At 31.8% G+C, this 22,602-nt stretch carries 27 protein-coding genes and 1 riboswitch; of the genes, 5 read left to right on the top strand and 22 right to left on the bottom strand.

Going from position 1 to position 22,602, the window contains the following annotated elements:
* Window positions 1-83: 83 nt before the first annotated feature.
* A complete protein-coding gene (gene efp, locus KPF49_RS03970) occupies window positions 84-641 on the bottom strand; it encodes an elongation factor P (RefSeq protein WP_183674859.1) in 558 nt (185 codons plus the stop codon).
* An 11-nt stretch (window positions 642-652) separates the two neighbouring features.
* Entirely contained in the window at window positions 653-1,714 is a 1,062-nt protein-coding gene (locus tag KPF49_RS03965) for a M24 family metallopeptidase (protein WP_183674862.1), read from the bottom strand.
* A gap of 111 nt (window positions 1,715-1,825) precedes the next feature.
* Here KPF49_RS03965 and KPF49_RS03960 point away from each other — a divergent pair, with 111 nt between their 5' ends.
* Window positions 1,826-2,386, top strand: a complete 561-nt coding sequence (locus KPF49_RS03960) for a hypothetical protein (protein WP_183674865.1) — start codon at window positions 1,826-1,828, stop codon at window positions 2,384-2,386.
* Window positions 2,387-2,397: 11 nt separating this feature from the next.
* Window positions 2,398-2,619, top strand: a complete 222-nt coding sequence (locus KPF49_RS03955) for an SA1362 family protein (RefSeq protein WP_183674868.1) — start codon at window positions 2,398-2,400, stop codon at window positions 2,617-2,619.
* A gap of 18 nt (window positions 2,620-2,637) precedes the next feature.
* Here the strand turns inward: KPF49_RS03955 and KPF49_RS03950 are convergent, their stop codons facing one another.
* Window positions 2,638-3,453, bottom strand: a complete 816-nt coding sequence (locus KPF49_RS03950; protein WP_246562803.1) for a lipoate--protein ligase family protein — start codon at window positions 3,451-3,453, stop codon at window positions 2,638-2,640.
* A gap of 80 nt (window positions 3,454-3,533) precedes the next feature.
* Here KPF49_RS03950 and KPF49_RS03945 point away from each other — a divergent pair, with 80 nt between their 5' ends.
* Entirely contained in the window at window positions 3,534-3,917 is a 384-nt protein-coding gene (locus KPF49_RS03945; RefSeq protein ID WP_183674871.1) for a rhodanese-like domain-containing protein, read from the top strand.
* A gap of 46 nt (window positions 3,918-3,963) precedes the next feature.
* Here KPF49_RS03945 and gcvPB read toward each other — a convergent pair whose 3' ends face one another.
* The 10 genes from gcvPB to KPF49_RS03895 form a co-directional block, all read right to left on the bottom strand.
* A complete protein-coding gene (gene gcvPB / locus KPF49_RS03940) occupies window positions 3,964-5,448 on the bottom strand; it encodes an aminomethyl-transferring glycine dehydrogenase subunit GcvPB (RefSeq protein WP_183674874.1) in 1,485 nt (494 codons plus the stop codon).
* Window positions 5,441-6,784: an aminomethyl-transferring glycine dehydrogenase subunit GcvPA gene (gcvPA, locus tag KPF49_RS03935; RefSeq protein WP_183674877.1), complete on the bottom strand. Its 1,344-nt coding sequence runs from the start codon at window positions 6,782-6,784 to the stop codon at window positions 5,441-5,443. The genes gcvPB and gcvPA overlap by 8 nt, the downstream gene beginning before the upstream one ends.
* 29 nt (window positions 6,785-6,813) lie before the next feature.
* Window positions 6,814-7,887 (bottom strand): glycine cleavage system aminomethyltransferase GcvT, encoded by a 1,074-nt coding sequence (gcvT, locus tag KPF49_RS03930; RefSeq protein WP_183674880.1) that lies wholly within the window; start codon window positions 7,885-7,887, stop codon window positions 6,814-6,816.
* 70 nt (window positions 7,888-7,957) lie between these two features.
* A riboswitch (glycine riboswitch) is annotated at window positions 7,958-8,046 on the bottom strand.
* An 87-nt stretch (window positions 8,047-8,133) separates the two neighbouring features.
* The gene (locus KPF49_RS03925; protein WP_219490165.1) at window positions 8,134-8,616 is read right to left on the bottom strand and encodes a shikimate kinase; all 483 of its coding nucleotides are present in this window, start codon (window positions 8,614-8,616) and stop codon (window positions 8,134-8,136) included.
* 150 nt (window positions 8,617-8,766) lie between these two features.
* Complete coding sequence (locus KPF49_RS03920) at window positions 8,767-9,189, bottom strand: ComGF family competence protein (RefSeq protein WP_183674886.1); 423 nt, start codon at window positions 9,187-9,189, stop codon at window positions 8,767-8,769.
* A complete protein-coding gene (locus KPF49_RS03915) occupies window positions 9,152-9,415 on the bottom strand; it encodes a hypothetical protein (RefSeq protein WP_183674889.1) in 264 nt (87 codons plus the stop codon). Before KPF49_RS03915 ends, KPF49_RS03920 begins: the two co-directional genes overlap by 38 nt.
* A complete protein-coding gene (locus KPF49_RS03910) occupies window positions 9,405-9,836 on the bottom strand; it encodes a type II secretion system protein (RefSeq protein WP_183674892.1) in 432 nt (143 codons plus the stop codon). Before KPF49_RS03910 ends, KPF49_RS03915 begins: the two co-directional genes overlap by 11 nt.
* Window positions 9,814-10,143 (bottom strand): competence type IV pilus major pilin ComGC, encoded by a 330-nt coding sequence (gene comGC / locus KPF49_RS03905; protein ID WP_183674895.1) that lies wholly within the window; start codon window positions 10,141-10,143, stop codon window positions 9,814-9,816. Before comGC ends, KPF49_RS03910 begins: the two co-directional genes overlap by 23 nt.
* Before the next feature lie 10 nt (window positions 10,144-10,153).
* Window positions 10,154-11,200 (bottom strand): competence type IV pilus assembly protein ComGB, encoded by a 1,047-nt coding sequence (gene comGB / locus KPF49_RS03900; RefSeq protein WP_183674898.1) that lies wholly within the window; start codon window positions 11,198-11,200, stop codon window positions 10,154-10,156.
* Window positions 11,172-12,164, bottom strand: coding sequence for an ATPase, T2SS/T4P/T4SS family (locus KPF49_RS03895; protein ID WP_183674901.1), 993 nt, complete (start codon window positions 12,162-12,164; stop codon window positions 11,172-11,174). Before KPF49_RS03895 ends, comGB begins: the two co-directional genes overlap by 29 nt.
* A gap of 159 nt (window positions 12,165-12,323) precedes the next feature.
* Between KPF49_RS03895 and KPF49_RS03890 the strand changes: the two genes are divergently transcribed.
* Window positions 12,324-12,569, top strand: coding sequence for a DUF2626 family protein (locus KPF49_RS03890; RefSeq protein WP_040928347.1), 246 nt, complete (start codon window positions 12,324-12,326; stop codon window positions 12,567-12,569).
* A 44-nt stretch (window positions 12,570-12,613) separates the two neighbouring features.
* Here KPF49_RS03890 and KPF49_RS03885 read toward each other — a convergent pair whose 3' ends face one another.
* Window positions 12,614-13,237: an MBL fold metallo-hydrolase gene (locus tag KPF49_RS03885; RefSeq protein WP_183674905.1), complete on the bottom strand. Its 624-nt coding sequence runs from the start codon at window positions 13,235-13,237 to the stop codon at window positions 12,614-12,616.
* Window positions 13,238-13,324: 87 nt separating this feature from the next.
* Here KPF49_RS03885 and KPF49_RS03880 point away from each other — a divergent pair, with 87 nt between their 5' ends.
* Window positions 13,325-13,558: a DUF2759 domain-containing protein gene (locus tag KPF49_RS03880; RefSeq protein WP_183674908.1), complete on the top strand. Its 234-nt coding sequence runs from the start codon at window positions 13,325-13,327 to the stop codon at window positions 13,556-13,558.
* A 32-nt stretch (window positions 13,559-13,590) separates the two neighbouring features.
* On the opposite strand, the gene KPF49_RS03875 is transcribed toward KPF49_RS03880, so the two are convergent.
* From KPF49_RS03875 to KPF49_RS03840, 8 genes are all read right to left on the bottom strand, one after another.
* Entirely contained in the window at window positions 13,591-15,012 is a 1,422-nt protein-coding gene (locus KPF49_RS03875; RefSeq protein ID WP_183674911.1) for a rhomboid family protein, read from the bottom strand.
* Window positions 15,005-15,580 carry a 5-formyltetrahydrofolate cyclo-ligase gene (locus tag KPF49_RS03870; RefSeq protein WP_246562801.1) on the bottom strand — a complete coding sequence of 192 codons (576 nt, stop codon included), beginning with the start codon at window positions 15,578-15,580 and terminating at the stop codon, window positions 15,005-15,007. Before KPF49_RS03870 ends, KPF49_RS03875 begins: the two co-directional genes overlap by 8 nt.
* 74 nt (window positions 15,581-15,654) lie before the next feature.
* Window positions 15,655-16,290, bottom strand: a complete 636-nt coding sequence (phoU, locus tag KPF49_RS03865) for a phosphate signaling complex protein PhoU (RefSeq protein WP_183674917.1) — start codon at window positions 16,288-16,290, stop codon at window positions 15,655-15,657.
* A complete protein-coding gene (pstB, locus tag KPF49_RS03860) occupies window positions 16,290-17,120 on the bottom strand; it encodes a phosphate ABC transporter ATP-binding protein PstB (protein ID WP_183674920.1) in 831 nt (276 codons plus the stop codon). Before pstB ends, phoU begins: the two co-directional genes overlap by 1 nt.
* A 9-nt stretch (window positions 17,121-17,129) precedes the next feature.
* Window positions 17,130-18,005 (bottom strand): phosphate ABC transporter permease PstA, encoded by an 876-nt coding sequence (pstA, locus tag KPF49_RS03855; RefSeq protein WP_183674923.1) that lies wholly within the window; start codon window positions 18,003-18,005, stop codon window positions 17,130-17,132.
* A complete protein-coding gene (pstC, locus tag KPF49_RS03850) occupies window positions 18,005-18,922 on the bottom strand; it encodes a phosphate ABC transporter permease subunit PstC (protein ID WP_183674925.1) in 918 nt (305 codons plus the stop codon). Before pstC ends, pstA begins: the two co-directional genes overlap by 1 nt.
* A 16-nt stretch (window positions 18,923-18,938) precedes the next feature.
* The gene (locus KPF49_RS03845; protein WP_183674928.1) at window positions 18,939-19,910 is read right to left on the bottom strand and encodes a phosphate ABC transporter substrate-binding protein PstS family protein; all 972 of its coding nucleotides are present in this window, start codon (window positions 19,908-19,910) and stop codon (window positions 18,939-18,941) included.
* 121 nt (window positions 19,911-20,031) lie between these two features.
* The gene (locus tag KPF49_RS03840; protein WP_183674931.1) at window positions 20,032-22,224 is read right to left on the bottom strand and encodes a peptidoglycan D,D-transpeptidase FtsI family protein; all 2,193 of its coding nucleotides are present in this window, start codon (window positions 22,222-22,224) and stop codon (window positions 20,032-20,034) included.
* Window positions 22,225-22,602 lie beyond the last annotated feature (378 nt).

Raw genomic sequence — 22,602 nt, 5'->3', positions numbered from 1 at the left:
CTTTATAATAACATTTTACTGAAGTGGTACGACCAATTCAATTAGTAACTAAAAAAAGCAGATAAAATTATCTGCTTTTAAAATTATGCTCTTGACACGTATGCGCCTTCCTCAGTGTTTACAATTAAAACATCACCGTTGTTAACAAATAACGGTACTTGAATTGATAGCCCTGTTTCTAATTTAGCTTCTTTAGTCGCACCAGAAACTGTGTCTCCTTTAATACTTGGTTCAGTTTCTACAACTTCTAATTCAACTGTCTTAGGTAATTCAACACCTAGCGTTTCACCTTCGTATGTCATAATTGACACGTTCATGTTTTCTTTTAGGTAATTAATTTCATCTTCTAATTGACTGCTTGGTATTGATACTTGCTCGAAAGTGTTATTATCCATAAAGACGTAATCGTCACCATCATTGTATAAATACTGCATTTTGTTATTGTCGATATGTGCAGTTCCAACTTTTTCACCAGCTCTAAAAGTCTTTTCTTGAATCGAACCTGTACGTAAGTTTCTTAGTTTTGAGCGAACAAAAGCTGCACCTTTACCTGGTTTAACGTGTTGGAAATCGATAACTCTCCAAATACCGTTATCCACTTCAACTGTAAGTCCTGTTTTAAAATCGTTTACTGAAATCATTTTATTTCCCCCTAGTTGTTAATGATGAAAAGCTCTTTACTACTATGTGTTAATTTTTTAAGCCCTTCTGTTGTTACAATCGCATCGTCTTCAATTCTTACGCCACCAAGATCCTCAACATAGATTCCTGGTTCGATTGTAATAATCATATTTTCTTCTAACACTGTATCAACTGTTTTTGCTAGACCTGGTCCTTCATGAACCTCTAAACCGATTCCATGGCCAAGAGAATGCCCGAAATTATCACCATAACCGTTCTCAGTAATGATGTCTCTAGCAACTTTATCAGCTTCTTTACCAGTAAAGCCTACTTTAATCGTTTCTAAAGATTTTAATTGACTTTCTAACACAATATTATACACATTTTTTAACTCATCTGAAACATTACCTACACCAAATGTACGCGTAATATCAGATACGTACCCGTTATATGTCGCGCCAAAATCTAGAGTTACTAAATCTCCATCTTCAATGACTTTTTCTGAAGGTGTTGCGTGTGGTAACGCACCTCTATAACCACTTGCTACAATTGTATCAAAACTTGGTCCTTCAGAACCAAGTTGAGCCATTTTATATTCTAACTCGGCTTTTACTTCTAGTTCTGTCATTCCTGCTTTTACAAAAGTTAAAATATGTTCGTAAGCTTTATCGACAATTTCACAAGCTTTTTGAATATGTGCAATCTCATCTTCAGATTTAATCATTCTCATCTTTTCAAATTCGCCAGTTATTGCTTCAAGATCAAATTCACTTTCTAATTTGGAATAGTCATTATAATTTGTATATTCGCCTTCAAAACCTAATTTTTTAATATCTTTTGATTTTAAAAATTCAATAATAAATGGAAGTAATCCTTTATTTTGTAATACAAATTCAAAATGTGGAGATTCTTCTCTTGCTTGAACGTTATATCTAAAGTCTGATATTAAATATTCATCATCATTCGTAATAATAACCGCACCACTCGAACCAGTGAAATCTGATAAGTATCTTCTGTTAAACTCACTCATAATGAGAATAGCGTCAACGTCATATTTTTTTAATAGAGATTTTGTGTTGTCTAGTTTTTTCATAATGTGATTCACTCCTTACTTCGTAGTTTACAGTATTTTTTATAACATTTCATTTTCTTTTTCAAAATTAAAAAGAAATGATAAGATAATAAAGTATTGTGAGGGATTATGATGAAAAATTCACTGTTACTTTTATCATTAACATTATTATTAACTGCCTGTTCATCAGAGAATTTAGATGAAAAGTTCGAACAAAAATCTAAAAGAGTAGAAGATCTTGAAGAGGAATTACATACTCTTGAAGTAGAAAATAAACAATTAAAAGATGATTTTAATAATATTGAAGAAGAAATTGCACGTATTAACCGCGATAAAAAGGACTCTAATATTGATGACTATCAAAGCATTGTTAAAAAATATGCAAGATCGACTGAACAAGAACTAGAAAGACTTACTTTAGAAATTAATAGTTATAAAAAAGATGAAAAAATTAGTGGCGGAAAAATTAGTGATATCGAAAGTGATATGACAAATATTATAAAAGAATATAACGATGACGTAGATGAGTTAAAGTTACAAGATACGCTCACACGCCAACATAATAAAATAGAAATATTCAATAGTAATCTACTTAAAGAATTAAAATCATTGAAAGAAGCAATTGACAAAGACGACGATAAAAAAATAAAAGAGTCAATAGACAATATTAAAGATTTAAATAAATATTTATAGAGGTTGATTATTTGAAAAAAGGATTATTTTACTTTGTATTAATCATCGCATTTATTGGATTAATTACTAACTTAGATAATGTTTTTAATATGATTTTTAATATGGCATTATCACTTGTTATCATCGGCTTAATCTTATATGCGATATATTATTATTTCCTATTATCTGAAGACGAAAGAAAATATAGACGTGCATTACGTAAAACGAAAAGAAAACGTAAGTTTAGAGAATAACTCTAAACTTACGTTTTTTTATCTTTTATAATTCCATTCATCTGACTTATAAGTTTCTATAAGGACTTCTAACTCTTCTTTATCTTTTTCTGTAAGTCTATACTCTGTCGTATGCATATCTAATCCATTTTCGAATCCTTTTTTAAATGCGACATATAAATCATCCACTGTGAACTGTTTATCTGTTAAGTCATTAATAGCAACAGCCTTTGATTTAAATCCACTTTTCATTTTCTCTTTAAAACGCTCATTTGTAAATTTAAACATGTCAAATAGATGGTCGATATCAACATCTAATAGAATAGAACCATGTTGCATAATTACACCATTATTTCTCGTCTGAGCACTCCCAGCAATTTTTCTACCCTCTACAACTAATTCATACCAACTTGCTGTATCGAAACAAACACTCGATCTAATTTCAGATTTTTTTCTTTCTGGAATACTAAAATAAGCATCTAATCCCAAGTTTTTAAATCCTTCTAGAAGACCTGTAGATAATACTTTGTAACTTTGAGCTACTGTTTGTGGCATGTTTTCATAGCTTTCCGGTAATACTAAACTGTATGTAAGCTCTTGTTCATGTAAGACACCTCTACCACCAGTTTTTCTTCTCACGAGCTGATAACCGTAATCTTTGACTTTCTCAACATCTATTTCTCTATGTATTCTTTGAAAATATCCGATTGACAGTGTTGGTATTTCCCATTCATATAATCTTAAAACAGGCGGGATTTCATTTCTCTCGATTTTTCTCATAAGTAGTTCATCTAATGCCATATTATAATACGCATCATTTTTACCACTATTAATGTAAAGCCATTCTGTTGTCAATGAACTCTCTCCTAACTTAGACTTTTAAAAAAATTGTAAACACACTATAATATATATTGTAACTAAAAAGGAGAGATTTTGTGAGTACTACTACAATTATCTTATTAATTATTTTAGCAATATTAATAATTTTATTTATTGTTAACGCTGTGATTAGTGTACGAGGAGTAAATATTGTTGATGAGAATGAATTTAGCGAAAATCTAAGAAAAGTTCAACTTGTCGATTTACGAGAAAAAGAAGCCTATAAGCACGGTCATATTTTAGGTGCTCGTAATATCCCATTAAGTACTTTTAACAGCAGAGCAAAATCATTGCGTACGGATCAACCTGTACACTTATATGATCAAAATGGGCGTACTGCATTAAGAGCAGCGAGGATTTTAAAAAAACTTGGTCATAAGGATATTTACGTATTAAAAAGCGGTATTTCTAAATGGACAGGTAAAATTAACAAGAAATAAATAAGAGCGATTCGAAATAAATTCGAATCGCTCTTTTATTTATGACTTATTTCTTCTCGTCAACGATGTCTTCTCTTTCAAAACGTAAAACTGGATGACGTGCTGCTTGAGTTTCATCAAGACGTCCAATTACAGTATTATGAGGCGCTTCTAGAACTAAGTCTAAATCTTCTTTGATTTCTTTATCGATGTTTAATAGTGCATCAACAAAGCCATCTAAAGTTTCTTTAGATTCAGTTTCTGTCGGCTCAATCATAAGACCTTCTTCCACGTTAAGCGGGAAGTAAATTGTTGGTGGATGGTAGCCGTAGTCTAATAGACGTTTTGCAACATCTAACGTACGTGCACCTTCTTTTTTCTGGTTTACACCGCTAAGCACGAATTCGTGTTTACAGTGTTGATTGAATGGAAGATGATATGCACCTTCAAGACGTCTCATAATATAGTTTGCGTTTAATACTGCATCTTCAGATACTTTCTTCAGACCTTCTGGTCCCATAGTTTTAATGTACGTGTAAGCACGTAGATAGATAGCAAAGTTACCAAAGTAAGGTTTAACACGTCCGACACTGTTAGGAATGTCGTTGTCTAATTTAAATGTGTCTCCTTCTTTTTTAACATGTGGTTTTGGTAAGAACTCTGCTAAATCAGCTTTAACTCCAATAGGACCTGAACCTGGACCTCCACCACCGTGTGGACCAGTGAATGTTTTGTGTAAGTTTAAGTGAACAGCATCAAAGCCCATATCTCCAGGACGAACTTTAGCCATAATTGCGTTTAAGTTCGCTCCATCATAATATAATTTACCTCCAGCACCGTGGACAATATCTCTAATTTCTAAGATATCTTTTTCAAATAATCCTAAAGTGTTCGGGTTAGTTAACATGATTGCTGCAGTTTTATCACTTACAACACGTTTTAAGTCTTCAATATCAACAGTTCCGTCTTCGTTAGACTTAACTGTTACTGCTTTGAATCCAGCTACTGTAGCAGATGCTGGGTTTGTACCGTGTGCTGAGTCAGGTACGATTACTTCTGTTCTTTGGTGATCTCCGTTTGCTTCGTGGAATGCTTTAATCATAATTAATGCTGTCCATTCACCTTGAGCACCAGCAGCAGATTGTAATGAAATTTCATCCATACCAGTAATTTCTTTTAATGACTCTTGTAAACGGTACGTAATTTCAAGTGATCCTTGAATTGCTTTTTCATTTTGTAATGGGTGTGAAGTTGCAAACCCTGTTAAGCGAGCAACTTGCTCGTTAATTTTAGGGTTGTACTTCATTGTACAAGAACCTAATGGATAGAATCCTGTATCGATACCCCAGTTTTTATTTGATAGTTCAGTGTAGTGACGAATTAAATCTAATTCACTGATTTCTGGTAATTCTGCTTTTTCTTTACGGATAAATTTATCATCTAATAAATTAGAAAGATCTTGTTTCTCGATATCAAGTTTTGGTAACGAGTATGCATAACGATCCTCGATACTTCTTTCGAAAATTAATGGACTTGATCCTTTTTTAGCCATTATAAGCACCTAACCTTTCAACAAACGCATCAATTTCATCTTTAGAACGTAGTTCAGTGACTGCGATAAGCATATGATTTTTGAACTCATCAAAGTCTAAACCTAAGTCATAACCACCAATAAATCCATCTTCATATAGCTCATCGTTAATTTCAGTGACATCTTTATTTAACTTAACTACAAACTCGTTAAAGTTCATGTCACCAAGAACTTCAAATCCAGCTGATTTAAATGCTTCTTTAGCATAGTGAGCGTTTTGAATATTGTTTTCAGCCATTTCAACAACACCGTACTTACCTAATGCACTCATCGCAATTGATGAAGCTAAAGCATTTAGGGCTTGGTTCGAACAAATGTTCGAAGTCGCTTTTTCACGACGGATATGTTGTTCACGTGCTTGTAACGTTAATACGAATCCACGATTACCATCATCATCTTGAGTTTGACCTACAAGACGTCCAGGCATTCTTCTCATTAATTTTTTTGTTGCAGCAAAATATCCACAGTGTGGTCCACCAAATTGTGCTGGAATACCGAATACTTGTGTATCACCAGTAACAATGTCTGCACCAAATTCTCCTGGAGGTGTTAATAATGAAATTGCAAGTGGATTTGAGTTAACAATGAATAATCCTTTGTGTTTATGAGCAATCTTTTCAATTGCTTCTAAATCTTCAATTGAACCAAAGAAGTTAGGATACTGAACCATTACTGCTGCAGTATCTTCATCAGCTAATTCTTCTAAATGTTTTAAATCAGTAGTCGTACCATCTAAATCTGCAACAACTACTTCAATGTTTTGTGCGTGAGTATATGTTTTAATAACTTCTAAAGTTTGTGGGTGCACTGCACCTGAAACAACTACTTTTTTCTTTCTAGTCGCTCCAGCAGCCATAGTCGCACCTTCAGCAAATGCAGTTGGACCATCGTACATTGATGAGTTTGCAATTGGTAAACCTGTTAACTCAGAAATTAATGTTTGGAATTCAAAGATTGCTTGTAATTCACCTTGTGAAACTTCTGGTTGATAAGGTGTATATGCAGTATAAAACTCTGATCTAGAAATAATAGAATCCACTACAGATGGAATATAGTGATCATAAACTCCAGCACCTAAGAATGATGAATGTGTTGCTGAAGTTATATTTTTGTTAGAAATTCTAGTAAGTTCTCTCATTAGAGAGTACTCATCTTTCGCAGGTTCTATATTTAAATCACCTTTGAACCTAACTTCTTCAGGGATATCAGAGAATAATTCATTAACATCTTTAATGCCAATGACGTCTAACATCTCTTGCTTGTCTTTTTCTGTTACCGGTAAATAACGATGACTCATATTTACACTCCTTAAAGTATTAATAATTTTTATTTAAAGTTTTTAACAAATTTAGCTGGAATTTCACGTTTACGAACTTTTACGATAAATTCCTTACCTTCTTCATAGAAATCTGTATCAACTAATGCAAAACCAATTGCTTTACCAGTTGATGGTGATTTTGTTCCACTTGTTACGTAACCGACTTTATTTCCGTCATTATCGTAAACTTCGTAGTCTGTTCTAGGAATACCTTTACCAGTCATTTCAAATGCTGATAAACGGCGTGGTGCTCCATTTTCTTTTTGATCTTTTAAGACTTCTCCACCAATGAACTTTTCTTTCTTAGCATTAACAGCAAAGCCAATTCTAGCTTCAATCGGTGTAATTTCTGGAGATAAGTCTTGACCATGAAGTGGTAAACCTGCTTCAAGTCTTAATGTGTCTCTTGCACCAAGTCCACATTCAGCTGCTCCATCTTCTTTAAATACTTTCCATAATGGTTCTAATGAATCTGGTTTCATGTAAATTTCAAAACCATCTTCACCAGTGTATCCACTTTGAGAAAGTAACACAGTGTGCCCTGCAAGATCGATATCTTGTTTAGCATTGAACATTTTCATTTCAGAAATATCTTCATCCGTGTGTTTTTGTACCATTTCACGTGAGTTAGGACCTTGAATAGCAATTACTGCATAATCATCAGATTCATCTGTAATTTCAACATCGAAACCTTCAATTCCTGTTAGCCATTCATAGTCAGTGTCCTTATTACCAGCGTTAGGAACTAAGAAGAATTCATTTTCATCTAACTTATAAATTAATAAGTCGTCAATAACTCCACCTTTTTCGTTGGCAATTGTTGTGTACTGTGCACGGTTGACTTTTAATTTAGATACATCATTTGTCAATGCATAGTTAAGAAAATCAACAGCTTCATTTCCAGTAACTCTTACTTCACCCATATGAGAAACATCAAAAATACCGACGTCTTCACGTACTGCTTTGTGCTCCTCAATAATGCTTGTAAATTGAACTGGCATTTCCCAGCCACCAAAATCAACAAGTTTGGCACCAACTTCTTGATAATAATTATTAAGTGGTGTTTTCTTTAGTTCACTCATGTTATCCTCCCTTTATAAAAAAACAGGACACTTAAATAAATAAGTGCCCTGTTGAAATATCTTCAGGATTCGTCACAATGCCGTCCTTTTGCCTGAGAGATTCACCTTTAAGGCTTGCTCCTTCGGCGACGTTAATACGTTCTCTCCGACACTGTTCAACCGAAAATATCAAATTTGTTTAGTATTTCTGTATCCGAATTCATTATATATGCAAAATTCACAAATTGCAACAATAACGGTAATTACCTATATTTTTAAGTGTAAAATTTTGTGAACAACTTCGTTTAATTTGTCATCATTATTAACAATTATATCTGCAACTGAAGTATAATATTTATTCCTTTTCTCATATAATTTTTTAAGATCTTCGTACGGCTTTATAGCATTTGGTCTGTTAGTGTCATTTTTAATACGTTTATAAAGAGTGTCAAAATCAGCATTTAAAAAAATAACTGTTTTACTGGTCTGTTTTAAAAAATCTAAAGAAGGTGGATATTCAACTATTCCTCCACCTGTTGCAACAATATCGTTTCTAACCGCTTCTTTTAATGCTTCATATTCATATCTTCTAAATGACGCTTCACCTTCATCTTTAAATATATTAGGTATTGATTTGTTTTTGTTTTTTTCTATTAAATCATCTAAATCAACAAAATTTTTATTTCCAACTTCAGCTAATTTTAAAGCTATAGTTGTTTTTCCAACTCCCATAAATCCAATAAGTATCATAAATCACCTATAAATGTAATTATTTTTCTTTCATAATATGAAATTAAATTCATCTTAATTTCAATTATCATATAGAGGCGCATATAATACCAATAAAATACATTAGATATAAAACTAAGGATAATAAGTCCAGTTATACTTATAAATCCTTCATTTTTTGATATTAATCGTGTAATAATTATCACCTTCTTTTATACTTAGTGAGATATATGTACTTTTCTCTTTAATCGTAAACTCACTGACATTGTACATTAGAGGTATAAACCCTTTATCATCGATCGATTTTACAATTCTATCATTTGACAACCTATAAGTAATTAATCCATTTTTCGTTTTAAACGATAATCGATTCGTCTCGACTATAAAATCCTCTTTTTCAAACTCTGTTTCAAATATATCTTCTATGAAAACATCAATATCAAAACTCTTTTCTTTAAGTTCAATATGACTAAATATTTTTAATGTCGGTCCAGTGATAAAAAGAATCATGACTAATATAAATAAACTAAGTAATAATTCAACGTATGTAAAACCATCATTTTGTTTTAATGCACATATTTGTTTTAACTTCACAAATTTTATCTCCAGTAATCGTATAATTTTTACTACTTAAGATTTCTTCTATAGAGTTATTTGATTTCGTTTCAATATATAAATTTCGTACAAATGATAAATGATCATCAGTACTATAATCTAACTTGTTTAAATATAAAATTGTCGGAATTAAAAATGTTAGTATGATTAACATCACTTTTAAAGCAATCAAACTATCTATTAATAAGAATCCATCATCTTTCAATACGATATCTCCCCTTTTGTATTTGAAATATGATTTTTACAATTTCTCCATTACAATTTAATGTAATGGTCCCAAATCTAGATGTATTTCCACTCGAATAATATATGACCTCATTGAGTCCACCTTCATATATAGAACAATATGATAAGTTATATACTTTTTCATAATTGTTTTTATAATCCATCAGCACAATCTTATTTTGTCTATGATTAATTTCAACATATTGAGCGCTCGCAAATCGCTTCGCTCGTATTTGAGCATTTTGAAATAGATATTCAATATTTTTAATCTCGTCATCTTTATTGCCTTTATTAAATTTAGGGATATATGTGACAGTAGATAATAAAATGATACTTACAATAAATAATGTAAGTATCATTTCAATCATCGTAAAACCGTCATTCTTTTGTAGCTTGCCCATTTACGATCTTAATTCCTGTACCATTAGAACAAGACACTTGTTTATCTGTGAGGTAATTTGGTACGAGTTGGCTAATATTTGTTGGTGGTTGCCCTTCGTTTAATGTGTAGGCTTCAATTTGGCTTTGTACCATTTTCACCTGAGCTTCACAGCCAGTATTTTGTACATTTTTGGATTGTGCGGCTATGTTTGGGATAATTAATATAATGAGTACAGATATAACGAGTAGTACGAGTAACATTTCAATTAAAGTAAAACCTTCTGATTTTTTACTTTTTTGTATAAACTTTTTAATATTCAGTTTCATAATTTTCCTCCTAATTTAAATCCGACATCATTTGGAATACAGGTAAAACAATCACTAAATATAAACAGATTACTAAAAATCCAAGTATTATAAATATAATTGGTTGTATACGCCTTGTTAGTTTTTCTAATTTAAATATAATTCCTTCTAATACGTATTCACTATATAAAATTAGCTCTTTACCTACATTAGAGTTATATTCACCATGCTTTATAAATGGAATAATTCTATGATCAAGTAATTGAATTTCTTTCACTGCGTCACTCATTGATTCTCCAGCTAAAAGTAACCGTTCGATTTCACTACCTAGAAATTGTAATTCTAAGTCTAATTCTTGATTCTTTAATATATTAATAATTTCTTTAGAATCAATTCCATTGGAAAACATGAATCCAAGCTCTCTAGAAAATTTATATGTTACAAAGTATTTATAGTACGTATTGATTATGGGAATGCGTAACATACTTGATTTCTTAAATTTGATATTTTTCGATGTTAATAACATAGATAAATATATTGTAAATAATATTGAAACGATGAAAATAATGAGAACAAACTTAGGCAAAAAGTTTAATAATCCTGTGAGTAAATTCATCATTCTACTTTTGTTCGTTCCTACAGATTCATACAAAATATTAAACTGAGGGATGACTGTGTAATTTAGTGCAATTAATATAACAATAAATAGAGTAATTAAAATTAACGGATACTGTAATGCTTTTACTAAGTTTTTAATTGTGCTTCTTTTTTTACTTATATATGCGTGACATTCTTCTAATATTTTAATCACGTCACCATGTACATGTGAGAATCTAATCTGAGCAATAATCGACGAATGGTATCCTAGATACATTAATACTGTCTGTAAATCACTACCAGTTTCAATCAAATTAGTTAACGCTTCTTTATCTTTTTTATTTAATACTTCGTATTGTTCGACTAAAAATGTTAATGCATCTTTTTGAGTGAAACCATTATCGAGTAAATGTGCGAGTTTCTTTAGAAAATCAGCATCATAATTTTTTAATTTATTCGTAGGAATGTTTATAAATTTCATACGTCTCTACCTCTATTAAATTTTCTTTATATAATTCTTCTAACGTATGAAGAATCGTTTTATATTTCACGTCCTCATTGTTCAAAATTTTTCTAATATCGTCTTTTGTTAAATACTCGTATATGATAAAAGAACTTGAGCCGTCGTGAATAATTCTCTGATTAATAATCACTCGTATGGATTCAATCAATTCCTCTTTATAAATACCATATTCTTTTAGTCTTAATAATGTACTATGCGCACTATTACTATGAAACGTTGAATAAACTAAATGACCCGATAAACTTGCTTTTACTAATTCTTCTGCAATTTTTTTATCCCTAATTTCACCAAACATAATGACATCTGGATCACATCGCATAACTCCTCTTAAAATCGGCTCGTAATCTATTCTTGCTTTCTCGTTAATTTCAACTTGCACTATATTTTCTAAGTCAAACTCAATAGGATCTTCAATAGTTATTATCTGTCGATCACCTTTATTACTAATGTCATTTAGTAGCCTAAACATAACTGTTGACTTTCCTGATCCTGTTGGACCAGTAAACAATATAAGACCGTCATTTTTATTACATAGATACTTTAAATTTTCATAGTCACTCTCCCCTCTAAATAGATTTTTAGAAGGGATATTCTTTACGCTATTCAATAAGCGAATAACTATAATCTCATTCATGAGTGATGTTGGAAGAGTCGATATTCTTAAATTCACAGTTTCTTCACCAACAAGCATTTCTATACGACCACTTTGAGAGATGCGATGTTCATTTGTGTCTAAATCTGAAATAAACTTTAAATAATTAATAAACTGCCGATAATTTTTCTCTGAAAGAGAACTGTGCATTCTCATCTTTCCAAATTGCCTAACTCTAATCAGCCCATGATTTTTCTCTAAAGTAATATGTATATCTGTATATTCGTTACATATACTTTCTTCTAGTAATCTTAATAATAATTCTTCCATATTCTCCCTCCTAACTATATATGCTAAAAATTATTGATTTTGATTTTTTTATTTTAAAAAGCTTTTTATGAGTTTTACAATTCAGTATTTAGTATTTACTTATGTAGGAGAGTTGATTATAATTAAATTAATAGATTATGGTTTGGTGGGAGGATTACGATGGATAAAGTATTTAAAACGCTCGGTTTTTGGACAGCGATCTTTGCAATTTTATTCTATGTCGGCGATATGACTGAAATGGCGTTTTTCTTCATCGGTCAAACTGGTTTCTTTATATTACTTGGATATATGAAACTGACTGAAAGAATGTATATGTATGTATTCGCAGCTTACCTAATGCTATTCTTCGTTGGATTTACTTATTATTCAACTTTCCTTATGGAACCAGCATTTGGTAACCAGTAAAAAATAAAAGAGAGTTCAGACGATCGTCTGAACTCTCTTTTTCTTTACCATATTATATTTGGATTTTCATATTTCTCTTCAAGAAGTGTTGTCGGTAATCCGTGGCCCGGATACACTTCATACTCTAAATTTAAACTAAATAACTTTTCTTTAATCGAATGCATCACTGCCTCAGTATTACCACGGTATAAATCCGTACGACCGACTCCTTTATTAAATAATACATCTCCAGATACTATAAAACCGTCATTATCAAATATATAACTCAAGCTCCCTGGTGAGTGCCCCGGTGTATGAAGAACGTTTAACTTAAAATTACCGACGACTAACTCGCCTTCATCGATATAATTTCTTTCCACGTCAGCAGTCACTTCTTCTATAAAACGAATTGAGCCATTTTTACTTGGATCATATAGCCAGCCACTTTCTTCTTCATTCATATAAACTGGTAACTTAAAGTATTTACATACTTCTTCTAATGCACCGATATGGTCATAATGCGCGTGTGTAAGTAGAATTCCTTCGACTGTTAATCCATGTTCCTTTACAGTTTCAATAATATCTTGACTATTTGCTGCAGGGTCAAAAATTAACGCATGTTTATAATCATCATAGACGATATAACAATTAGTATTTAATGCACCTAATGGTAATGTAATGATTTCCATATTGTCACCTCAAAATTATCTAGACATTTAGTTGTATCAATTATACAATAGAGTTAACGTAATGTTAAAAGTATTGGGGGATTGAACATGCCTTTCATTGACACAGGCGAACTGTTTAAAATCGGCGGGACATCAATTCACATTGGTGTAAATACAATGTCGTTATTAATGTTGCTAATTGCGATTTTAAGTGTTTATGCTCTAATCAATGCGGTTAGATCTAAAAACATCCTAGGTATTATTTTTAGTGTTGGCGCAATTGCTACATTTGGGTTCTTTTCACTAGCAACAATATTTACATTTGGTTATCCAGACCTATAAAAAAACCGCGAAAATTCGCGGTTTTTTTATTACTATCTATACTCTAAATCCTCAAGTATAACAGCAAGTTCTTCATCTTTAACTTTATTTACGTTAATATCATTTACTAATTCTTTCATACCTTCATAATCTTGGTTTTTTCTTAATCGATATAAGCGTTCTTTAAGTGCAAGTTCGTTTTCTGGATCAAGTTCAAACGCATAACTTAAATTCGCCTCAGCTCTATCTTTATCTCCAGCAACTTCATATAACTTACCAAGTACATAATAACTTGTACTCGTTTCATTATTATATTTAAATGTTTCATTTACTTTCATTAATGCTTGGTCATAATCTTTTTCATAATAAAATCTAAGCGCTTGTTCATCATAAGGTTGAAGTGATGAATGTTGGCTTTGTATTACCCAAGATAATACTGGAAGTACAATCGCTAAAATACACGTAGCAAGAAGCACTTTTTTATTCACTTTTTTAAAGTTATAAATAATTCCTAAGATTACACCATAAATTGCTCCACCGAGGTGTGCGTAATGGTTAACGTTACTAAAGAAATTAGAAAGAACTCCAATAACTACAAATATAGCAACGACCTGAAAAATGAGTTTCTTTTGTACTTTTTTATGGACAAGTAAGTGTACAAGTAAAATACCCATTAAACCATACGCCGCACCACTCGCACCAAGTGAGAGTGAATCAGTAATGAACACGAGAGAAATAATGTTGGCAACTACAGCTGTAATTAAATAAGATAACAACATTTTAATCGATCCATAAATCGATTCTACGAATTTACCTAATACGTAGATTGCAGCAACGTTAAATAAAAAATGGTCGACATTTGCATGTAAAAACGCACTTGAAATCAGTCGATAAAATTCCCCGTCTTGATTGACACCAAAGTGTGTTAACCCTAAATCATTTGTTAAATGAACGGAGTCCTTAATATGAATATAAAATAAATTCATTAAAAAGATTAACGTATTAATCATTAATAATATCGAAGTCATTGGTGTAAATTTAATTAAATATGTTTCTAACGGGTTGCTTGATAACACCCTTTTTTTATACCAATCTTTAGACTTTGGTTTTTTATATTTAGTATCTATTTTATAGAAAGGATTAAAAATAATTTTTCCAATATTTTCAACACCAATATGTGATACTTTTAATTCACTCGATGAAAATTGACGCTTAAATTCATGACTACCAATATAATTCACATATATTTTGCTAATTTTAAAATTAACTGCGCGATCTAAATTACTTTTGTTATAAAATAGATTTTCTGTTGTCGTTTCAATCTCACTATCTGAAACCTCTTTGTCGGTTAAAATCATTATTGATTTACTTTTACTATTTTTAAGCCAAATCGTATCAGTCATACTGTCATATGTAGAAAACACATATTTTGTATAACGAATAATTTCATAGGCTGCTTGCCATTTATTAATCATTCAATCTATTCTCTTTTGCATTAATTGTTTTTGTTGGTGTAATTAATAAATCGACCGGAATATCATGTGATTCAACGATTACTTCACCAAATTGTTCATCGAATAATGCAGATATTTTTAATCCATTAAAGCCTTTTAAAAATCTATCATAAAAGCCGCCACCGTATCCTGTGCGGTATCCTTTTTCATTAAAAATAACACCAGGCACAATTAATAATTCTGGTGAGTTATTTAATTCATTTGTATCATCTGGAATTAAAATATCTTTATCATCAGTTAATAAATCTTCACGATCTACAACTTCGTAAAAATTCATTCCTTTAGTGACGTAGTCACTTTTTGGTGCATATAATTTAACTCCGTTTTCTTTTAAATGTTCAATAATTGGCCAAGTATCCATCTCGTGTGGCATAGATAATACAAGTCCTACAGAGTTAATATCATTTTCTTCTATGAAATTTAAAAGCTTTTGATGTATTTTTTGTTCTTTTTCTAATTTTTCTTCTTTACTAAATGACTGTAGTGTTTCAATCATTTTCTTTCTTAACTGTTTTTTATTCAAAATCATCATCCCTATCATTCAATTGCATAATAAAATTTTATCATAATTTTTACAAAATAAAAAACCACTTAAATAAGTGGTTATTGATACTGCTGACCCGTGAGGTAAAAGAAGAGATGTTCACCGATATTTTCAATATGATCTCCAATTCTCTCAATAAATTTTGTAATGAGAGATACTTGACTCATAAGCACTCTATCGTCAATTTCATAGATTGAGCTTGACGTAATCTCAAGGTAAATAGCATCGATATCTTCGTCACGTGTCATAATTTCTCTAACAAGTGGTAAATCCTTAGTTTTCATAGCAGATGTAACGTCAATTAGCATTAGTTCACATAATTTTAACATAGCAACTAACTTATTTTTAATTTCCTGATGTTCGATATCGTGTTTTGCTAAAATATTCGCGACATTAACAACATTGTCAGAAATTCGTTCTAAATCCTCAGCGATTTTAATATAAGAAATAAGCATTCTTAAATCAGATGCAACAGGCGCTTCTAACGTAATAATCGATACAATTTTTTCATTAATTAATATTTCTAAATCGTTAACATGAATATCTTCTATCGCTAAATCTTTTAACGCTTTTTCATCTCGTTTTTCTATTTGCTCAATGAGCTGATGAATTCTCACTTCAACCTCATGTGACATTTTAAAAATTGTAGAAGTAAGATCATCTAAATGATTTAAAAATTGTTTTCTTTGTTTCATTATCCAAACCTACCTGTCACGTAATCTTCTGTACGTTTGTCACGCGGATTTTCAAAAATTACTTTCGTATCATCGTACTCTATTACTGATCCGTTATAGAAAAATGCAGTTTTATCAGACACACGTGCTGCTTGTTGCATGTTGTGTGTAACTATAATAATTGAATACTTTTCTTTTAACTCTTGCATTAAATCCTCGATTTTAATAGTAGAAATTGGGTCTAACGCACTTGTTGGTTCGTCCATTAAAATAATGTCTGGTTCAATTGCAAGAGTACGAGCAATACATATACGTTGTTGCTGACCTCCAGATAAACCATATGCATTATCTTTTAAACGATCTTTAACTTCATCCCAAATTGCTGCTTGTTTCAAGCTTTTTTCAACAATTTGATCGAGCGTTTTTTTATCTTTAATTCCATGAATTTTTGGACCATACGCTACATTTTCATAAATTGATTTCGGAAATGGATTTGGCTTTTGAAATACCATTCCTACTTTAGTACGTAGTAGTTCTAGAGATTGTTTTTTATTTAGAATATCAGTGTCTCTATATAAAACTTCTCCCTCGATACGTACATTTGGAACGAGCTCTACCATTCGGTTCAATGCTTTTATAAATGTTGATTTACCACAACCGGATGGTCCGATAATTGCGCTAATTTCCTTTTCATGGAAATCAAGATTTACATCTTTAAGTGCATGATTGTCTCCGTACCATAGATTTAAATTTTTCGTAGAGAATACTGTTTGATGTGCCTCTTTATCATTTAAAGGCTGAATCGTTTCACTTTCTATTGATTCATTTTGCTCTTTTAATATTACTGTCATTATTTTCACCTAAAATCTCTTTGAATATTTATTTCTAATTAATACCGCAACTAAATTCATCATTAATAGTATTGCAAGTAATACGATAATTCCTGCTGCCGTCAATGCTACAAATCCTTCTTGTGGCATTTTTACCCAGTTGTAGATTTGCATTGGAAGTGCCTGGAATGAATCAAATATACTATCTGGTGTTGTAAGTAATGCAACTGGAATACCAATCACAACTAATGGAGCTGTCTCCCCAATGGCACGTGAAATAGCGAGTATAATTCCTGTTATAATTCCTGGAATAGCTGCGGGTAATACAATTCTATAAATCGTCTGCCATTTAGATGCACCGAGTCCAATTGAGCCTTCACGAATAGAATGGGGAACACTTCTAAGAGCTTCTTTACTTGAAACTATTATGACCGGCATAATCATTAATGATAACGTTAAACTTGCAGCAAGTACTGAGTTACCAAGGCCAAACTGTCTTACAAAAATTGTTAACCCGAGTAATCCAAATACAACTGATGGTACCCCTGCTAAATTCGCAATATTAACTTCAATAAAGCGTGTAATTTTATTTTTAGGCGCATATTCTTCTAAATATAAAGCTGTTCCTACCGATAAAAATATTGCAATCGGAGTTGTTAGTGCCATTAACCAAATTGTTCCAATTAATGCACCTTTAATTCCTGCACGCTCAGGACGACTCGAACTAAAATTTGTAAAGAATTCTATACTTAAAGCACCAAGTCCATCTTTCAATACTGATCCAATTAAAATTACGAGTGCGACTATACCGACAAGTGTCGATAATAAGAATACTATTCTCATGACACTATCAAGTAACGCACGCTTAGAATTTCTTTTTTCAATCATTACTTCACTAGTCGCCATTAGTATTCCTCCTTAAATCGCTTCGTAATCCAAACTGATAACATGTTCATTATTAATGTGAGTACAAATAGTGTTATACCAACTGCATATAAACTGTAGTAGACATCTGATCCAAACGCTGCATCACCTGATGTCACTTGAACTATAAATCCTGTCATAGTTTGTAATGATTCAAATAAATTAAAACTACTATTTGGTGTAGAACCAGCCGCAATTGATACAATCATTGTTTCACCGATAGCACGTGACGTAGCTAGTACAATAGATGCAACTATTCCAGACAATGCTGCTGGTAATACAACTTTAAATACTGTTTCTAGTTGTGTTGCACCAAGGCCATATGATCCTTCTCGAATTGCATTTGGTACATTAGCCATCGCGTCATCTGTTAAGCTCGTAATCATCGGTAAAATCATTAATCCAACGACTAAACCTGGACTAATCGCGTTAAAATGACCAAGTGATGGTAGGATTGCTTGTAAAGTCGGTGTTACAAACGTGATCGCGAATGCACCATATACAACTGTTGGTATACCTGCAAGTACTTCAAGTGTTGGTTTTAATACTTTTCTAACAGAACTTGGTGCATATTCACTTAAATAAATTGCTGCAAAGACACCAGTTGGTACTGCAAAAATTGTTGCAATTAATACAATTTTAAATGTCCCAAGTATGAGTGGAAAAATTCCAAATGTTGGATCGCTACTAAACGCGTTCCACGTATCACTCGTAAAAAATTCGATTAGAGAGACTCGACTAAAGAAATGGATCGTCTCTGATATTAGTGTATATAAAATACCAATGGTCGTTAATACTGAAACAATAGTAATAGAAAACAGTACGATAGGTACTGCTTTCTCAAAAGTTTTTGAACGCTTTTTACGTTCTATTTGTTGTTGTATGTTTAACTCTTTCATTTAATCCCTACTTCAATTAGTTCTCACTAATTTCATTGAATTTGTCTTTTTGTTCTTGTAGTTTATCACCGTCTAATGCTACATATCCTGAATCTTCTGCTGCAGCTGTAGCATTGTCTAATGTAAATTCAATAAATTGTTTTAAATCATCATTTTCTTTCACTTTTTCGTCAGCAACATATACATATAATGCTCTAGATAATGGATAGTTGTAGTTTTTAACATTTTCTTCAGTTGGTTCTACCGCTTCACTGCTATCTTCACCTTGAATCGCTAATGCTTTTAACGAATCTTTGTTATTTAAGTAGAAGTTATAACCAAAGAATCCAATCGCATTTTTATCTGAAGTTACTGCGTTAACTACTTGGTTTGTATCTTGAATAAGTTCACCAGTAATATCTTCATCATCCATCACTTCTTCTTTGAAGAAATCATGTGTACCGTGTGATTGGTCTGGACCGTATACTGCGATTTTCTCATCTGGGAAATCACTACGTACATCTGACCAGTTCGTTGCTTCACCAGAGTAGATTTTATATAATTCTTCAAAAGTTAAATCTTCTACAAAGTCATTATCTTTATTAACAGCAACTGTTAAACCGTCAATCGCAACTTCTAATTCAGTATACTCAATACCTGCTTCATCTAACTTTTCTTTTTCCTCATCTTTGATAGGACGAGATGCGTTTTGGAAATCAGTTTCCCCAGAAATAAAACGATCAAAACCTGCGCCTGTTCCTGATACTCCAATTTCAGCTGCACTACCGTATTCCGCATTGTAGTCCTCATTTATGATTTCTAAGATTGGGAACACTGTACTAGAACCGTCACCAATCACTGTTTCTTGTGAAGTTGATGCTTGATCATCTTTTACTTCTGTTGAATCTTCATTTGTTGCACTTGTATCTTCTTCATCACTATTATTACAAGCAGCAAGTGATCCTCCTAAAACTAACATCATAGCTAAACTTAAACTTTTCTTCTTCATTTGGCTTCCTCCAAAAACATTTGTTTGATTTACATCTTTATAATACAAAGGCTTTTTAAAGAAAAAATAAAAGCAATGTAAAAAAGATGTAAAAAAAGAAACTACTGAAATTCAGTAGTTTCTAACTATCGTAAGTACCCGCTTTAATTCTTGGGTAAAATTCATTTAAGTCATACTTATGATAACCTTTCTTTGGTGCACCGTATTCAAGTTCATAATATTTTTGAATAACATCTCTACCCATATATTGAGCAGGGAAGAATGGAATTGTCATCGGTGTCGTTGGCCAAATAATCGAAAAGGCCATATCTGGATTATCATAAGGCGCATAACCAATATATGTTTGGTTTAATACTGGTACACCCTCACGAAACGCTTCGGCAGTTCCAGTTTTTCCAGCAGCTTTTGGCTCTAACTTATGATATGCATCCCATCCTGTTCCGTATCTATTAGTTGACTCGTCATGTGTATTAAATACGTCATATAGGCCAGCATATATTTGATTTTTTTCTGCTTCTGACATCATAACTGTATTTAAAACATTCGCATTAAATGTTCTTAATACTTTACCTGGTGCATTTGGATTATGTTCTCGAATTTCTTTAGCTAAGTGTGTTTCAATTCGACTTCCTCCATTGGCAACAGTTGAAATATATTGAGAGAGTTGCATAGCTGAATACGTATCATACTGACCAATTGCAAGGTCAATATAGTTACCTGCATTATTCGTTAATGGTGGTGATATTCCTGTATCTTCATTTGGTAAATCAATACCTGTAGATACTCCAAGACCAAACTGATTTAGTCCATTTCTTAATTTATAAGCATCTTGAGAAATGTCACTTGGTAGCGGCATATTATTCTGATATTCTAGCCCCAATAAACGAAGTGCTGTTTTAATCATATAGACGTTTGACGAAACCATTAACGCTTCTTGATCATCAATATTGTAATGATTTTTACGGTTAAAGAAAGATGATTTATTCGTTCCATCTGCAAATTGAAGTGGTTCATCTACAATGAATTCTCCTGGACTAAGGACATCATTTTGATAACCAGTAGTTACTGTAGCAACTTTCACTGATGATCCTGGTACATAGGTTACGGCAAAGGTTCCGTAGTCAAAGTCTTCAATTTCACCGTCTTCATTAATATGCTTTCCGACCATAGCTAAAACGTCTCCGTTATAAGGGTCTTGGACAACTAAGTTTACAGTATCTAAAAATTCTGGTCGAATATCCCACTCAATATCACCATAAGTATCTGCACGTTCTTTAGCCTGAATTGCTAAATTATGCATTTCTTTTAAGTGATATTCTGCTAACTCTTCTAATTCTTGTTGAAGTTCGATATCAATTGTTAAGTATAAATCGTTACCAGGTTTACCTTCTTTAACTACTTCCTGGTTAATAATTCGACCAGCACGGTCAGTTGAGTATTTCACTTCTTCTTTTTCACCACGTAAAATATCCTCATACTGAAATTCTAAGTACGACTTACCGACGCGATCATTTTGAGAGTATCCAAGTGATTTGTAGTACTCTGACAATTCTTTTGGTAAACCTTCTTCTGGTGAACTGATATCACCAAAAATAGTACGTAACGTTGAACCATACGGGTATTCTCTTTTCCAGTCCATGCCTGTAGTTATACCTTCTAAATCATCTAAATCTTCGTTAATACTCGCAAACTCTTTTTCTGTAACATCACTACCTTTAATAGTGACTGGATTTAATTCACTCGCGACAATCATTTTTGTATAAATTGAAATGATGTTTATATCGTCTTTTGTAAGTAAATCATCTAAATAGTCATCAGAAATTTGATTATACGCTTCTTCGTTAAAATCATTTTTAGAGATATTACCATCTTCTAATAACTTAGCTTCATTTGGCATTTCTTTTAATAAGTCATCGAAATACTTATTTAACGCGTAATCTTGCTTATCTCTTAATGAAATTTTTTCATCATCCATTTTAAGATACTCTGATAACTTTTCAGCAATCTCCATGATTTCACCATTAGACATATTACGATGTCTTGTAAAAAATATTGCACGTTCAGACTTATTTTGAACGAGCACATTTCCATTTCGATCATAAATCTCTCCACGCGGTACGTTTTGGTTGATTTTTACATATTGCGCATTTTCAACGCGTTCATGATAAGAATCACCTTGTACAACTTGTAAGTAACCTAAACGAACGATTAATATTAAAAAAGAAATAAAAACTATAAAAATTAATGTATTCGCTCTAGATTTAAATAGCTGGTACTTTATCGCTTCAGAACTCTTTTTCTTAACTCGTCTCACAAGCTTCAACCTAACTTTCTTCGATAAAATTCAACCACTATTTTAACATATATTTAATACCAACATAATAAAATACTGTGATTGAAATAGATGTCCTATACAAAAAGTACTTTTATAATTAGACTAGTTTTAAGATAGTATGTTCATGAATTATATTTTATATGAGTAATCATGGTAAGTATTATATATTATTTAATAATCTAACTTATATTCTATAAATTTGTTTTCGACATATTCCTACTCGACATTTAGTGACTTAAAGTATAATTTATAATTCTTTTTTTCTAATATCTCGGTATAATAATTTCCAAGTAAGTGATTTTATTCTATAGAAAAGATTTACAATGGCACATGAACAACACCAACAATTGATTTAGA

The organism is Nosocomiicoccus ampullae (genome assembly GCF_019357495.1).
GTDB classification, from domain to species: Bacteria; Bacillota; Bacilli; order Staphylococcales; family Salinicoccaceae; genus Nosocomiicoccus; species Nosocomiicoccus ampullae.
Note: the sequence above shows the minus strand (reverse complement) of the source record. Positions and strands in the feature narration are given on the sequence as shown.